This window comes from Streptomyces sp. UH6, assembly GCF_013421635.1.
GTDB classification, from domain to species: Bacteria; Actinomycetota; Actinomycetes; order Streptomycetales; family Streptomycetaceae; genus Streptomyces; species Streptomyces abyssomicinicus.
This window is the reverse complement of the sequence record NZ_JACADT010000062.1, coordinates 1-13,180: the sequence shown is the minus strand read 5'-3', so window position 1 is coordinate 13,180 and position 13,180 is coordinate 1. Positions and strand designations below refer to the sequence as shown.

The following is a 13,180-nucleotide window of genomic DNA, read 5'->3' as shown; positions in this document are numbered from 1 at the left end:
GTCGCCCTCGCCGCGCTCGTCCAGGGTGCGCAGCACCGCCACCGCGGCCGCGCAGAAGTCGGCGTCGGCGAGCGGGGTGCGCGGGGAGTCAAGCCAGTGCAGGTGCCGTTCGACCAGGTCGAGGCCACGCTCCGGGTTGCCGGTGTGCACGCAGAACATCAGGTGCAGCGCGAGTTCGGCCAGGTGGTACGGCTTCTCCCGGATCCGCCGGTAGGCGGTCCGGTGCGCCTCGAGCGCCTTGTGCGGCTGCCCGGTCCGCAGGTACGGCAGCAGCAGCTCCGAGTTGATCCACTGCGGCTGGTCGGAGCACCAGGAGGTGCGGGCCGGCTCGCCGACCTCGATCGCCTCCGCGTCCCGGCCCAGCGCCACCAGGGTGCGGGTCTGGCTGCTGGGCACGCAGCCCGCGCAGTCGGAGAGACGGTCGCGCGGGGTCCGTGCCATCTGCTCGTAGTACTCCTGGGCCCGCTCCAGCTCGCCGACGCTCTCGGCGATCAGACCCCGGTGCTGCAGCACGGCGTGCAGGCTGTGGCCGCCGCGCCGGTAGCGCCGCTCCATGTCCTCCAGCAGGTCCCAGGCCCGCCGCAGCGGGATCTCGGGGAACTGGTGGACGTTGTAGATCATCCACTTCAGGTTCCATAGCAGGCCGCGCTCGGCGTACGCGCCGAACCGCTCCGGCTCGCGGTCGTAGGCCGCCAGGCACCAGGAGAAGGCCACCATCGCCTTCTGCGCGGCGCCGTTGTTGTGGAAGACGGAGGTGGCGTCCATCCGGACCTGGAAGGCGAACTCCACCAGCCCGAGGGCGTCCGCGTGGCGCACCACCTGCTCCAGCGCGGCGAACTTCGCCGGCCCGGCGGGCATCCGGTTCGCCTCGGCGTAGAGCTGCCTGACCTCCTGCTCGGTACGGCTCATCGGTCGTCTCCCGGGGACGTGGCGGACGCGGACACGGCGCGGCCGATCAGGCCGAGGAACGACTGGTTGAGCACGGCGGTGTCCGCCGGGCGCAGCGGATGGTGGCCCAGCAGCAGGGCCTGGACGTACAGCCCCTCCAGGCAGGTGGCCCGCAGCTCCGGGTCGGCGAGCGTCAGCACCTGCCGGGCCAGCGCGTTGCGGTGGTTGAGCACCAGCCGCGGCCGGGGCTCGCCGTCCGCCTCCAGGCTGCCGAGGATCGACGCCCACACGTCGTCGACCTGTTCCTTGGTCTCGCGCAGGTCCATCTGGAACGCCGTGTCGTCGTCCAGCAGGTACAGGGCGGGCAGTCCGGCCGGCTGGAACGACCGCACCAGCAGGTCGCAGCCGAGCCCGGCCAGCACCCGTTCGGCCGCCGCCACGGCCGGGGCCAGCGCCCGCTCCTCCTCGACCTCCAGCCGCTCCAGGTGCGTGGTGAGGTCCGCCGCCCGCAGCACCTCCGTCTCCACGTCCGGGTCCACCGCGGCGAGCCGTTCCAGGATCTGCGCGTCGTAGACGTAACCGGCGTTGACCACGGCCAGCCCCTGCGCGGCGGCCACCGGGGCGAGCTGGCGGAACTCGTCCACCAGCGGTGTCCAGCGGACCAGTCCGTAGCGCTCGCGGAACTCGCTCAGGGTGTGCGGGCCGACGTTGGTCTCCATCGGCCAGAAGTCGGCGACCAGCCGCAGCATGTCGTCGTCGTGCAGCGCCAGCGCCTTCACGCCCAGGTGGTGCACCCGCAGGAAGTCCCGCAGCCGCGCGGGGTCCTGCCGGCTGAGCCGCACCAGCCAGGCGCGCAGCACGCCGCCCAGCGCGTCGCGGGTGGACTCCAGCAGCGCGTCCTCGTACAGCGCCTCCCGGCTGGCGGTGGGCCGCAGCTCGGCCGTGTCGACGACACACCGCACGAAGAACGCCCATTCCGGCAGCAGCCGTTCGGCCCGCTCGGAGAGGAGCATCTGCTTCAGGTAGACGCGGTGCGCGGCGGGCACCGACGGGTTGGCCGGCATCGGCAGCACGAACGCCACACCGCGCAGTCCCGCCTCGGCGGTCTCCAGGTCCACCACGTCGAACGGCGCGAACCCGAACACCTCCTCGCAGTACGCCTCCAGCCGGGCCCGCCGCCGGGCCGGCGTCTCGTCCGCCGGGCGGTCCCAGGGGGCCGGTCCGCCGGTGATCTCCACGCCGTCCACGGTGACCGCGTGCGGCAGCCGTCCGCCGAAGCGGGTCGCCAGCTCGGTCACCGAGGCCCGGGTCAGCAGGTGCTCACTGCCCCGCCGGGGCCGCAGCGTGACCGTGGTGCCGGTCTCCGCGCGCTCCTCGCCCGGCCCGGCGGTGCGGACCGTGTAGCTGCCGTCGGACCTGCCGTGCCAGAGCACGGTGGGTTCGTCCGCACGGCGGGTGGTGACCTCGATGGCGTCCGACACCATGAAGCAGGAGAGCAGCCCGATGCCGAACTGTCCGAGGAACTCGTGCCGGGCGAAGCCCAGTTCGTCACGCTTGGAGCTGCGGCCGATGGTCGCCAGCAGCTCGTGCACCTGGGCCTCGGACAGTCCGACACCGTTGTCGGTGACGGTCAGCGAACCGTCCCCCGTGCCGTCCGCCGACTCCAGCGCGATGCGGCCCACGCCGCGCTGCCCGGCGTCCGCCCCGTGCGCCGCGGTGATGGCGTCCACCGCGTTCTGCAACAGCTCCCGCGCGTACACCTGCGGGCTGGTGTACAGGTGGTGGCTCAGCAGATCGACGATCCCGCGCAGGTCCACGCGGAAGCTCTGACTCACCCGGTTCCTCCCCTGTCCGCCCTTCCGGGCTCTCGAACTGGAAGAACACTAGAGCGAGTCGGTGACACCCGTGGCCGAATATCGGCGCACCGTCCGGCGGGCGGTCACTCCAGCGGGCAGACCGCCCACACGGTCTTGCCGGACGGCGGCCGGGGCCGCCACCCCCAGGCGACGGTGAGCGTCTCGACCAGCAGCAGTCCGTTCCCCGAGCCCTCACCGCCGTGCCCCCGCGGCGCCGGAGCGCGTTCACCCCTCGGGTCGTCGACCGCCACGAACAGCAGCCCTGGGTCGGGCAGTTCCAGCCTCAGCCGGAAGCCCCTCCCCGGCAGGCAACCGTGCGTGACGGCGTTGGCCGCGAGCTCCGCGACCACCAGGGCCACCGCCCCGCCCGCTTCCGACGAGGGCGGCGCGCCCCACGACTCCAGCCGGTGGACGGCCAACAGCCGTGCGAGGCGGGCCCCGCGGGGCGTGCCGCTGAACAGTTGTGCCCACCGTGTCCCGGTGCGTGTCGTGAGAACCATGTGACTCAGCGTGTCCGCCGCGGCCTACCCTGGCGAGCAGGACGGCCGGTACAGGCGGACCCGTGCGGATGCGGCACGCGACGTGTACGGCCTGTCGGGTGGAAGGCGGTGGCACCGATGGCGTGCGAGACGGAGGAACCGGAGCCGTACGAGGAGCTGTTCCGTGCGGTCGGCAGACAGGTCAAGCTCCTGCGGGAGCGGGCCGGCCTGACCCAGCGCGACCTCGGCGACCGGCTCGGCTACAGCGAGGACCTGATCTCCTCCCTGGAACGCGGACGCCGTACCCCGCGGAGGGAGTTCCTGGCCGCCGCCGACGAACTGCTCGGCGGGGGAGGGCTGCTGCGGGCGATCGCCGACGAGGTGGAGCGGGCGAGGGCGAAGTCCCGGGTCCGTCACCCGGCCTGGTTCCGCGACTACGCCCGGCTGGAGGCGAGTGCGGTCGAGATCAACGACTACAGCAACCACGACGTACCGGGGCTGTTCCAGACGGAACGGCGGGCCCGCGCCCTGTACGAGATGCGGAAGCCCGTGCTGGACGAGGAGACGATCGACCGTCGCGTCGCCTCGCGTCTGGACCGGCAGCGGATCCTCACCGACCGACCGCCACCGCTGGTCACGGCGGTGATCGAGGAAGGCGCCCTCCGGCGGCCCGTCGGGGGCGACGAGGTGCACAAGGAGCAACTGCACCGTCTGATCACCCTGGCGGAGCTCCGGCACGTGGAGATCCAGGTGATGCCGATCGACCGGCCGGAACACGCGGGAATGGGCGGCCCGTTCATCCTGCTCACCCCGAAGGGCAAGCCGCAGGTCGCCTACGTCGAAGCCCAGAACCAGGCTTCCCTGCTGGTCGACAGGGAGGAGGTCCGTATCCTGGCCGCACGTTACGGCAGCATCAGGGCCCAGGCGCTCACGCCACAGGAATCCCTGACCCTGATGACGGACATGCTGGGGGACCGTTGAGCACCGCGATGAGCACGCAACCGACCTGGTTCAAGAGCAGCCACAGCGGCAACGAGGGCGGCGCCTGCGTGGAGGTCGCCCTCGGCAGCGCCACGGTGTACGTGCGGGACTCCAAGGACACCGCCCGCCCCGCGCTCACCCTCGCCCCCGCCGCCTGGACGGCGTTCCTCGGTCTCGCGGCGAGGGCGGACGCCTGACCGTCAGCGCCGCGAGGCCGTCCCGGTCTCCGGGGTGAAGGGCTGCGCGTCGTCGGGCCAGAGGTCGTCGTCCTCCCCGAAGTCCGGGGCCTGGAACGGCTGGGTCGCCGGAGGGGGCGAGGACACGGCGGTGCGCTGCTGGGACGCCCCGTCGGGGGCGGAGAACAGCGAGGACAGTTCGATGGGGGATCTCCCGTTCGTCGACGGGCCCACACAGCCGCGGGCCCGGGTGCCATGGGCCGGGCACAGCGGCGGTGAGGGTGAGGGTGACGGTCGCGGAGCTCTAGAGCTTGCTCATCTTCGCGTACGGGCTCAGGACCCGCACCTGCGACGGACCGAAGTCCACGAGGGCGGCGATCCCGTCCTCGATGCCGATCACCCGGCCGAGGCCGTACAGGTCGTGGGTGACCCGGTCACCCACGGCGAAGTGTTTGAGGGGCGGCGCGACCGGGGCCTTGAAGGGGCTGGTCGGCAGATGGCGCTTAGGTGCTGCTGACTTTGTCATTGAGGCCAGTATGCGCCTGCCGGGGCCGTCCGGCAGGCCCTCCTGCTCTGTGAGATGCGACCGTGACGGCGAGCGGCGGGTTCCGCCGGACGGCTGAACGCGGAAGAGGCCCCCCGGCGTGCTGCCGGGGGGCCTCGTTCACCTGCCGTGCTCAGATCTTGACGCCCTTGGAGGCGAGGAACTTGGCCGGGTCGATGGCCGAGCCGTAGTTGGCGGTGGTGCGGATCTCGAAGTGCAGGTGGGGACCGCTGGAGTTGCCGGTGTTGCCGGACAGGGCGATCTGCTCGCCGGTGTTCACCTTCTCGCCGACGCTCACCTGGACCTTGGAGAGGTGGGCGTACTGCGAATAGGTGCCGTTGTCGTGCTTGATCACGACGGCGTTGCCGTAGGCGGGGCCGTCGCCTGCGCCCCAGCTGCCGGCCTTGACGACGGTGCCCTCGTGGGCGGCGAAGACCTTGGTGCCGGTCGGCACGGCGAAGTCCTGGCCGGAGTGCTTGGACGCCCACATGCCACCGTTCTGGGCGTAGCTCGCGGACAGCTTGTAGTGCTGGACCGGGTCGACCCAGCTCGGCTTCGCGGCCGTCTTGGCCTCGGTGACCGCCTGAGTGGCGGCCCCCTCGGGAGCGCCGGCCGCCGTCGCGACTCCGGCGCCCAGTACCACCGAAGCTCCGAGGCCGGCCGCGACGACCGCGGCGCGGGTGCGGAGGGCGGAGGTACCGGTGGTGCGGAGCGTGACGCGCTGGAACATGCGGAACCCTTTGGCTCGGAGATCGGGACCGCCGCCGGTGAACCAGAACGGTGCCCGGCGACGGGTTCATTGGTAACCGGTTCTCCGGCCGGGTGACAAAGGTGTGATCTACGAAGCTTCTTCGTAATGATTAGGTAAGGGTGCGCAAGCGCACAGAACACACCAAATGGGTGCGAAACGGAAATGCGCAGGTAAGGCAGCCGCCAAGAACGCCTTGTGGCCTCCGATAGGGCGGTGCCGGCTCCGGCCCCTCCGTACTAAGCGGCTTAGTAAGTGATCTGGGCCCTATGGGTCACCTCACCGCCGGGCCGCTCCCCGAGGGCGTGGAACGGCGCCGGGGAGCCGTCGAACCGGCTCCCCGACACCCGGTGCGGGAGGGGTCAGGCCGGCGCGCCGCCCTTCCAGTCGACCAGCTGCACGATCACGCCGTTCGGGTCGCGGACCTGGAAGGCGCGCTCGCCCCACTCCTCCTCGGTCAGCGGCATGGTCACGGTCACGCCCTCTCCCTCGAGGCGGGCCAGCTCCCCCTCCAGGTCGTCCACCTCGAAGGCGAGGATCAGGCCCCGTGCGTGGTCGTCGCGCTGGTCCTCCGGCAGCGTCTCCAGGCCGCGGCGCAGGAACACCACGTTCATGCCGAGGTCGTCACGGGTGAGCGAGGCGAAGCCGTCGGCGGCCATCGCCTCCTGGAAGCCGAAGTGGTCCCTGAGGAAGGCGCTGGAGGCGGGGACGTCCTCGACGTTCAGGGAGACGGCGCATGCGGTGATCTTCATGGGACCTCCTGGGCGGAAACGGTGGGCGGTGAGCGGTGGCCGGTGGGTCGGCGGTGCGGTCGGCGGCCTGCCCGCCTGCCTGCCTGCCTGCCTGCCGAACAACTCTATACGACGTACATTATACGGCGTACAGAGATTTCGGCGGGGATGATGAGGACGTGCCGACCGAACGAACCAGCGCGGGGGACCCCGCCAGCACCCTGCGCCTGCTGTGGCGCGACGCCCTCGGGGATCCGGGGGCCGACGCGCCCGCCACCACCCGCCGGGGGCCTCGCCGGGCCCTGAGCGTCGACGCCGTGCTGGACATGGCGACCCGCATCGCCGACGCCGAGGGGCTGGAGGCGCTCACCATGCGCCGGGTCGCGGGTGACCTCGGCGTGGTTCCGATGACCCTCTACACCTACGTCCCCGGCAAGGCCGAGCTGCTCGACCTGATGCTGGACGCCGCCTACGCCCGGATGCCGCGCACCGGCACCGCCGGACGTCCCTGGCGGGACAGGGTCAGCGCGGTCGCCGACGAGAACCGTGCGCTCTTCACCCGCCACCCCTGGGCCGCCACCGTCTCCACCGTCCGGCCACCGCTCGGACCGGGGCAGATGGCCAAGTACGAGCACGAACTCTCGGCCTTCGACGGGCTCGGCCTCGACGACGTCACCATGGACGACTGCCTGACCCACCTCCTCACCTTCGTCCAGGCGAACGCCCGCACCGCCGCCGACGCGCGCGCCGCCCGGGGCGACGCCGGGATGGACGACCAGGAGTGGTGGGAGGCCAACGCCCCCCTGCTCGCCCGGGTCCTCGACCCCGCCGCCTACCCCCTCGCCTCACGGGTGGGCACGACGGTGGGCGAGACCCACGGCAGCGCCCTCGACCCCGACCACGCCTACGCCTTCGGGCTGCTCCGCGTACTGGACTCGTTCGCCGCGCTGATCGAGGCGGGGCGGTAGGACCCGGGCCCGCGCCGGGCCGTCGCGTCCGCTGGGCCTGCGGCTCGGGCGGACCGGGGTGGCCGCCGGGGCCCCGGCGGCCGGTGGTCCCCGGCTCGTTTGCCGAGGGTTCCGGCGGGGACCCGGCGGCCATGACCACGACCCCCCGTCGCCGCCGACTGCGGCAGAACCGAACCCTGAGGCTGCTGGACCGTCTGGAGCGTGAGCCGAGGGCGGACGCCCTGATCGAGACCATCCGTGAGCGGGTCCGGGCCCTGCCGCTCGGAAGCGGCCGGGACGTCCTGCACGGCAGGTCGATCGGCCACCCGCTGCACCCGGCGCTGGTGCAGATCCCGGTCGGCACCTGGCTCTCCGCCGCGGTGCTCGACATGTGCCCCGGTCGTTCCCGTGAGGCGCGCCTGCTGATCGGCGTCGGCCTGGCCGCGGCCGCCCCCTCCGCCCTGGCCGGTGCCGTCGACTGGGCGGACCTGCACCGCCAGCAGCAGCGCGTCGGCCTGGTCCACGCCGTGGCCAACGTCGCGGCCGTCGGCCTGTACGCCGCCTCGTTCGTCCACCGCGTCAAGGAGGACGGCTCCACGTCGGGCCGCGTGCTCGGCTTCCTCGGCCTGACGGCCGTCGGACTCGGCGGGATGCTGGGCGGCCACCTGGCCTACCACCAGGCCTCCGGCGCCAACCACGCGGAAGAGGTCCCGCACCTCGTCACCGAGGGCTGGCACCGGGTCGGCCCGGTGGCCGACTTCCCCGTCGGCCGGCCGGTGCGGCGGATGGTGGACGACGTCCCGGTGCTGGTGGTCCGGGAGACGGGCGGCACGGTGCACGCGCTGGCCGACCGGTGCAGCCACCTCGCGGGCCCGCTCTCCGAGGGCACCGTCGCCGACGGCTGCGTCGAGTGCCCCTGGCACGGCAGCGTCTTCCGCCTCTCCGACGGCTGGAACGTCCGCGGCCCCGCGACCGCCCCGCAGCCCGCCTTCGACACCCGCATCGTCGGCGGCCACGTCGAGGTCCGCCTGCGGCAGCAGGACGGCGGACGCGCCGTGTCGGACCAGGTACCGGTCGGGGGCGCGGTCGGCCGGTGAGGGAGGCCCCGCGGACACGTCACCGGCCCCGCGGGCCCGGGGATGCCCCCGGGCCCGCTTCGGTCACTCGCGTCCCGCCGACGACCCGCTCATGTCCGGGTAGCGATCGCCCGAGACCCGCTCCGCGAGCGGCTCGAGCTGCTTCAGCTCCTCCGCCGTGAGCCGGACCGCCGCCGCCGCGGTGTTCTCCTCCACCCGCCCGGGCCTGCGGGTGCCGGGGATCGGCACGACCGTCAGCCCGTGCACCTCCGCCTGCGTGTGCACCCAGGCCAGCGCCACCTGCCCCAGGGTGAGCGAGCGCTCCTCGGCGATCTGCCGCATCGGCGCCAGCAGTTCGGCGTTCAGCGCCGCGTTCGTCGCGGTGAAGCGGGGGAGTGAACGGCGGAAGTCGTCGGCCGACAGGTCGCCCGCCGACGTGACCGCGCCGGTGAGGAAGCCCCGGCCCAGCGGCGAGTACGGCACGAACGTCACTCCCAGCTCGGCCGCCGCCGGCACCGCCGTCCGCTCCACGTCACGGCTGAACACCGACCACTCCGACTGCAGCGCCGCGATCGGGTGCACCGCGTGCGCCGCCCGCAGCTCGGGACCGGTCACCTCGCTCAGCCCGAGCTGTTTGACCTTGCCCTCCTCCACCAGCTCCGCCATCGCGCCGACCGTCTCCTCGATGGGGACGGCGGGGTCACGCCGGTGCATGTAGTAGAGGTCGATCACCTCGACGCCGAGCCGTCGCAGACTGCCCTCGACGGCCTGGCGGATGTACGGCCGGTCGTTGCGGATCGCGCGCCACTCCGGCCGTTGCGGGTCCAGCTGGATCGCGAACTTCGTCGCCACGGTGACCTCGTCGCGGTGCGAGGCGACGAACGGCGCGATGAACTTCTCGTTCTCCCCCAGCCCGTACATGTCGGCCGTGTCGTACAGCGTCACGCCCAGCTCCAGCGCCCGCTCCAGGGTGGCCCGCGCCTCGTCGGCGTCGGTGGGTCCGTAGGCGAAGCTCATGCCCATGCACCCCAGCCCCTGCACGCCGATCTCCGGGCCGTCCGCCCCGCCGAGCCGTACCGTGTCGAGGGGTGTCCTGTCGATCGTCAACGCGCCGCACCTCCGTAGAGTTCGATCTTGAAGTCGAGGACCGCGAGCGTCGCCTGAAGATCGGCGATGTGCCGCCGCACGTCCTCCCGGTGCCGGACCAGCAGCTCCTGCCGGGCGGCGAACGTGTGGTCGCCCTCGCGCAGCAGCTCCGCGTACCGCACCATGTCGGCCACCGGCATCCCCGTCAGCCGCAGCCTGCCGACGAACTCCAGCCAGCGGAGATCGTCGTTGTCGTACCGGCGCTGCCCGTTGTGCGAGCGGTCCACCCGGGACATCAGCCCGATGCGCTCGTACCACCGCAGCGTGTGGGCGCTCAGCCCCGTCAGCGCCACGACCTCGCCGATGGTGTAGTTGTCCTGCCCGTCCGGCCGCGGCCGGACCGCCGTCCCGGACGCGCAGTCGTCCACACCGGTCGCCGCGGCTGCCTCGGTCACCGTCATGACCTCCACGCTAGAGACTTGGAGTGCACTCCAGGCAAGCACAACCGGCGTTCACGGGCGTGCCGCATTCACCATGGACGACGTGAACGGTCGGTCCCAGCCACTATGCTGATCATCCGTTCGAACAATTTCGAACGGTGGTGCGGAGGGGGGAGCATGATCGACGTCGACGGATATCTGGCGGTGCTGGGGGTCGCGCGGCCGGCGGCCCCGACCTTGGAGGCGCTGCGGGCACTGCACCGGGCGCAGGCGGAACGGGTCCCCTACGAGACCCTCGACATCCATCTGGGGCGGCCGACGGGCATCGACGCCGCCGAGTCCGTGGCCCGGATCCTGCGCGGGCGGGGCGGCTACTGCTTCCACCTCAACGGGGCCTTCGCCGCCCTGCTGACCGCCCTCGGCTACGACGTCACCCTGCACCGGGCCGGCGTGCAGGGCACCCCGGAGTCCCCCGCCGGCGCCTCCGGCGACCACCTCGCGCTCACCGTGCCCATCGACGGCGAGCGGTGGCTGGTCGACACCGGGCTGGGCGACGCGCTGCACGAGCCACTGCCGCTGCGCGAAGGCACCTACGCCCAGGGGCCCTTCACCTACGCCATGGCCCCGTCGACGGCCGAGCCCGGCGGCTGGCGCCTCGTCCACGACCCCCGCGGATCCTTCACGGCGATGGACTTCGCGCCCGGCCCGGTGGAACTGTCCTCCTTCGCCGCGGAGCACGTCCGACTGTCGACGTCCGCCGAGTCCGGCTTCGTCCGCGTCCTCACCGCCCAGCTCCGCGACGCCAAGGGCGCGGACGTCCTGCGCGGCCGCGTGCTGCGCAGGATCGACGCCGGGGGCATCCAGGAGCGGACCCTCGACTCCGCCGACGACTGGTACGACGTCCTGACCGGCGTCTTCCACCTGGATCTGACCGACGTGGACGCCCCCGCGCGGACCGCCCTCTGGAACCGGGTCGTCACCGCGCACCAGGCCTGGGAGACCGCGCAGCGGCGGTGAACGACACCCCGGCGGCCTCACCGCGTCGCCGGTCCGGTCCCACCGGGGCGTGTGAGGAGAGGCAGCGATGGGTGGCGAGGGTTGGACCCACACGGGTCCGTACGGGCCCGACCTGGCGGCGGCCTTCCGCCAGGCCCAGGACGAGGAACTGGCGAGGGACGACCGCGGCTTCCCGGGGCGGTCCGTCACGGAGCTGTGGCGGGAGCCGGAGTGGATCGACCGGGTCCTCACCGGCGGCACCCGCACGGTGCTGGACTTCCCCCTCATGCTCGAGGCCGCGGACCCGCACGACGGCCCGTTCCTCCGGCCGTTGACCGACGCCGAGGTGCGCGCCTGGGCCCCCGGCGGCCGGCCCACCCACGAGGAGTGGGCGGCGGCCCTCGGTTCCGGCCGTCTGGCGTTCCCCGCCCGGGGCCAGGGGAACTGCACGGTGCTCTTCCACGACGGCGTGCCCGTCGCGATCGGCTACTGGGGGGTCACCTCCGACTAGCCGGTCGCGCAGCCGTCAGCGCAACCGGTCGGACAGCCGGACAGCCGGCCGCGGCGACGCCGGAACTCAGCTCGGTCCCAGGTCGGGGTAGGGGCACGGTTCCAACGGTGAGGCCGGGCGGTCCGCCCACTTCCACCACACGTGCCGGTCGGAGCACGCCCAGACCATGCGGCACACGCGGCGGTCGTCCTCCGCGCGGCGGCAGAGCGCCATGGAACCGGCCCGCAACGCGGCCCCGCACTGCGGGCAGGCCGGCGCGGCATCGATCGACATCCCCGCACCGTACCCGGGAAGCGCACGGGAGGGGGCCGTAATCCTCCGCTCCGCGGCGCTCCCCGACCGCCGTGCCCGGACGTCAGCCGTCCCGGGGCGTGATCTCCAGCGCCCGGTAGGCGTACCCGTCCTGCCGGAACCCGGGAGCCTCCCACCGGAGCTCGACGAGCTGCCCGGGGGAGAGCGTGCGGAAGCCCTTCATCCGGATGTGCGAGTAGTGGCCCCAGCAGCCGCCGGGGGTCTCGGGGGAGTCGAGTACGCCCCACCCTTCCTCGTCGCGCCACTCACGGACGGTCGCGGTCACCATGGCCCGAACCCTACGCGCCCGCCGGGCGGACCCCCGGTCCAGGCCCCCCGTCGCGCGCCCCCGGTCCGGGCCCGTCACGCCCCGGTCCCGAGCCCGTCGCCGACTTCGCCCGGATATCCGACACGGCCTCGGGGTACCCGCATGGCCACGGCCTCTTCACGCACGGCCGAGTCCACTACGCGGTGACAGCAACGGAGACCCAGATGACGGCCTGCCGCTCAGCAGCCATGCCCACGGATCCGCCGGCACCGGTGCCGGCGGATCCGTGGTCCGCCGAGCTCCTGGCCGACCGCTACCGCCTGGGCGCGAAGATCGGCTCGGGCGGCATGGCCGACGTCTACGAAGGCGTCGACACGCGGCTGCGGCGGCCCGTGGCCGTCAAGGTCTTCCGGCCCGGCCCCGGGGCCGACCCGCGGATCGAGGACAGCCTCTCGACGGAGGCCCTCCTCCTCGCCCGGCTCCACGACCCCGGCCTGGTCACCGTCTACGACGTCGGACAGCACGACGAGCGCCCGTACCTGGTCATGCAACTGGTCGACGGCCCCACCCTGCGCGGTCTCCTGGCGGACGGTCCGCTGCCGGAGCGGCGCGTGGCCGGTCTCGGAGCCGCCCTCGCGCAGGCCCTCGCCCACGTCCACCAGGCCGGCATCGTGCACCGCGACGTCAAGCCGTCGAACGTCCTGCTCGACCCGGCGGGCGCCCCGCACCTGGCCGACTTCGGCATCGCCCGCCTGGTCGACACCACCCGCCACACGTCGCCGGACGTGCTGACGGGCACCGCCGCCTACCTGGCGCCCGAGCAGGTGGAGGGGAAGCCCATCGGACCGGCCGCGGACGTCTACGCGCTCGGCCTGGTCCTGCTGGAGTGCCTGAAGGGGGAACCGGAGTACGAGGGCGCCTTCCTGGAGGCGGCGATCGCCCGCGTCCACCGCCCGCCCGTGGTCCCCGCCGGGCTGTCCGCGGACCTGGCCTCCCTGATCCGGGCCATGACCGACCAGGACCCCGGGGCCCGCCCGGACGCCGCGCGGTGCGCGACGGTACTCGACGCCCTGGATGTCGACGTAACCCTGGGGACCCACGCCGCCCTGGAGACCCAGGCCGCCACGGGGTACGGGGCCGCCCCGGGAACCCTGGCCGCCCC

Annotated in this window: 18 protein-coding genes; 7 read left to right on the top strand and 11 right to left on the bottom strand. The window is 73.1% G+C overall.

Annotated elements, in window-relative coordinates; all coding sequences use genetic code 11:
- The 3 genes from HW445_RS06645 to HW445_RS06635 form a co-directional block, all read right to left on the bottom strand.
- On the bottom strand, window positions 1-909 hold a 909-nt coding region (locus HW445_RS06645), incomplete at its 3' end, for a hypothetical protein (protein WP_218956643.1).
- The gene (locus HW445_RS06640; RefSeq protein WP_180220088.1) at window positions 906-2,723 is read right to left on the bottom strand and encodes an HSP90 family protein; all 1,818 of its coding nucleotides are present in this window, start codon (window positions 2,721-2,723) and stop codon (window positions 906-908) included. The genes HW445_RS06645 and HW445_RS06640, both read right to left, overlap by 4 nt.
- 104 nt (window positions 2,724-2,827) lie before the next feature.
- Window positions 2,828-3,244, bottom strand: a complete 417-nt coding sequence (locus HW445_RS06635; RefSeq protein ID WP_180220087.1) for an ATP-binding protein — start codon at window positions 3,242-3,244, stop codon at window positions 2,828-2,830.
- 117 nt (window positions 3,245-3,361) lie between these two features.
- Here HW445_RS06635 and HW445_RS06630 point away from each other — a divergent pair, with 117 nt between their 5' ends.
- Together HW445_RS06630 and HW445_RS06625 are read left to right on the top strand one after the other, a co-directional pair.
- Window positions 3,362-4,204 (top strand): helix-turn-helix transcriptional regulator, encoded by an 843-nt coding sequence (locus HW445_RS06630; RefSeq protein WP_180220086.1) that lies wholly within the window; start codon window positions 3,362-3,364, stop codon window positions 4,202-4,204.
- A gap of 8 nt (window positions 4,205-4,212) precedes the next feature.
- Window positions 4,213-4,401: a DUF397 domain-containing protein gene (locus HW445_RS06625; protein WP_180220085.1), complete on the top strand. Its 189-nt coding sequence runs from the start codon at window positions 4,213-4,215 to the stop codon at window positions 4,399-4,401.
- A 3-nt stretch (window positions 4,402-4,404) separates the two neighbouring features.
- Here HW445_RS06625 and HW445_RS06620 read toward each other — a convergent pair whose 3' ends face one another.
- From HW445_RS06620 to HW445_RS06605, 4 genes are all read right to left on the bottom strand, one after another.
- Entirely contained in the window at window positions 4,405-4,614 is a 210-nt protein-coding gene (locus HW445_RS06620) for a hypothetical protein (protein ID WP_180220084.1), read from the bottom strand.
- Between the two features lie 70 nt (window positions 4,615-4,684).
- Complete coding sequence (locus HW445_RS06615) at window positions 4,685-4,906, bottom strand: hypothetical protein (RefSeq protein WP_151771280.1); 222 nt, start codon at window positions 4,904-4,906, stop codon at window positions 4,685-4,687.
- 151 nt (window positions 4,907-5,057) lie between these two features.
- On the bottom strand, window positions 5,058-5,654 hold the full coding sequence (locus tag HW445_RS06610; RefSeq protein WP_180220083.1) for a M23 family metallopeptidase: 597 nt from the start codon (window positions 5,652-5,654) through the stop codon (window positions 5,058-5,060).
- A 380-nt stretch (window positions 5,655-6,034) separates the two neighbouring features.
- Window positions 6,035-6,424, bottom strand: coding sequence for a VOC family protein (locus HW445_RS06605; RefSeq protein ID WP_180220082.1), 390 nt, complete (start codon window positions 6,422-6,424; stop codon window positions 6,035-6,037).
- Between the two features lie 158 nt (window positions 6,425-6,582).
- Between HW445_RS06605 and HW445_RS06600 the strand changes: the two genes are divergently transcribed.
- Both HW445_RS06600 and HW445_RS06595 read left to right on the top strand, forming a co-directional pair.
- Entirely contained in the window at window positions 6,583-7,371 is a 789-nt protein-coding gene (locus HW445_RS06600; protein WP_180220081.1) for a TetR/AcrR family transcriptional regulator, read from the top strand.
- Window positions 7,372-7,502: 131 nt separating this feature from the next.
- Window positions 7,503-8,447 (top strand): Rieske (2Fe-2S) protein, encoded by a 945-nt coding sequence (locus HW445_RS06595; protein WP_180220080.1) that lies wholly within the window; start codon window positions 7,503-7,505, stop codon window positions 8,445-8,447.
- A 63-nt stretch (window positions 8,448-8,510) separates the two neighbouring features.
- On the opposite strand, the gene HW445_RS06590 is transcribed toward HW445_RS06595, so the two are convergent.
- Together HW445_RS06590 and HW445_RS06585 are read right to left on the bottom strand one after the other, a co-directional pair.
- Window positions 8,511-9,533, bottom strand: a complete 1,023-nt coding sequence (locus HW445_RS06590) for an aldo/keto reductase (RefSeq protein ID WP_257230894.1) — start codon at window positions 9,531-9,533, stop codon at window positions 8,511-8,513.
- A complete protein-coding gene (locus HW445_RS06585; RefSeq protein WP_180220079.1) occupies window positions 9,530-9,973 on the bottom strand; it encodes a MerR family transcriptional regulator in 444 nt (147 codons plus the stop codon). The genes HW445_RS06590 and HW445_RS06585 overlap by 4 nt, the downstream gene beginning before the upstream one ends.
- Window positions 9,974-10,129: 156 nt before the next feature.
- Between HW445_RS06585 and HW445_RS06580 the strand changes: the two genes are divergently transcribed.
- Both HW445_RS06580 and HW445_RS06575 read left to right on the top strand, forming a co-directional pair.
- A complete protein-coding gene (locus HW445_RS06580; protein WP_180220078.1) occupies window positions 10,130-10,969 on the top strand; it encodes an arylamine N-acetyltransferase in 840 nt (279 codons plus the stop codon).
- Between the two features lie 67 nt (window positions 10,970-11,036).
- The gene (locus tag HW445_RS06575; RefSeq protein WP_180220077.1) at window positions 11,037-11,459 is read left to right on the top strand and encodes a hypothetical protein; all 423 of its coding nucleotides are present in this window, start codon (window positions 11,037-11,039) and stop codon (window positions 11,457-11,459) included.
- A gap of 66 nt (window positions 11,460-11,525) precedes the next feature.
- Here the strand turns inward: HW445_RS06575 and HW445_RS06570 are convergent, their stop codons facing one another.
- Both HW445_RS06570 and HW445_RS06565 read right to left on the bottom strand, forming a co-directional pair.
- Complete coding sequence (locus HW445_RS06570) at window positions 11,526-11,732, bottom strand: dehydrogenase (RefSeq protein ID WP_180220076.1); 207 nt, start codon at window positions 11,730-11,732, stop codon at window positions 11,526-11,528.
- 82 nt (window positions 11,733-11,814) lie between these two features.
- On the bottom strand, window positions 11,815-12,039 hold the full coding sequence (locus HW445_RS06565; protein WP_180220075.1) for a cold-shock protein: 225 nt from the start codon (window positions 12,037-12,039) through the stop codon (window positions 11,815-11,817).
- Window positions 12,040-12,290: 251 nt separating this feature from the next.
- Between HW445_RS06565 and HW445_RS06560 the strand changes: the two genes are divergently transcribed.
- Window positions 12,291-13,180: serine/threonine-protein kinase (locus HW445_RS06560; protein WP_374939612.1), on the top strand; the 890-nt coding region annotated here is incomplete at its 3' end.

What these genes read in the sequence shown, in the direction of transcription:
- HW445_RS06635 (WP_180220087.1), bottom strand. Translation starts at nt 3,244, where the DNA reads ATGGTTCTCACGACACGCACCGGGACACGGTGGGCACAACTGTTCAGC.
- HW445_RS06630 (WP_180220086.1), top strand. Translation starts at nt 3,362, where the DNA reads ATGGCGTGCGAGACGGAGGAACCGGAGCCGTACGAGGAGCTGTTCCGT.
- HW445_RS06565 (WP_180220075.1), bottom strand. Translation starts at nt 12,039, where the DNA reads ATGGTGACCGCGACCGTCCGTGAGTGGCGCGACGAGGAAGGGTGGGGC.
- HW445_RS06570 (WP_180220076.1), bottom strand. Translation starts at nt 11,732, where the DNA reads ATGTCGATCGATGCCGCGCCGGCCTGCCCGCAGTGCGGGGCCGCGTTG.
- HW445_RS06580 (WP_180220078.1), top strand. Translation starts at nt 10,130, where the DNA reads ATGATCGACGTCGACGGATATCTGGCGGTGCTGGGGGTCGCGCGGCCG.
- HW445_RS06615 (WP_151771280.1), bottom strand. Translation starts at nt 4,906, where the DNA reads ATGACAAAGTCAGCAGCACCTAAGCGCCATCTGCCGACCAGCCCCTTC.
- HW445_RS06575 (WP_180220077.1), top strand. Translation starts at nt 11,037, where the DNA reads ATGGGTGGCGAGGGTTGGACCCACACGGGTCCGTACGGGCCCGACCTG.
- HW445_RS06625 (WP_180220085.1), top strand. Translation starts at nt 4,213, where the DNA reads ATGAGCACGCAACCGACCTGGTTCAAGAGCAGCCACAGCGGCAACGAG.
- HW445_RS06585 (WP_180220079.1), bottom strand. Translation starts at nt 9,973, where the DNA reads ATGACGGTGACCGAGGCAGCCGCGGCGACCGGTGTGGACGACTGCGCG.
- HW445_RS06605 (WP_180220082.1), bottom strand. Translation starts at nt 6,424, where the DNA reads ATGAAGATCACCGCATGCGCCGTCTCCCTGAACGTCGAGGACGTCCCC.
- HW445_RS06610 (WP_180220083.1), bottom strand. Translation starts at nt 5,654, where the DNA reads ATGTTCCAGCGCGTCACGCTCCGCACCACCGGTACCTCCGCCCTCCGC.
- HW445_RS06595 (WP_180220080.1), top strand. Translation starts at nt 7,503, where the DNA reads ATGACCACGACCCCCCGTCGCCGCCGACTGCGGCAGAACCGAACCCTG.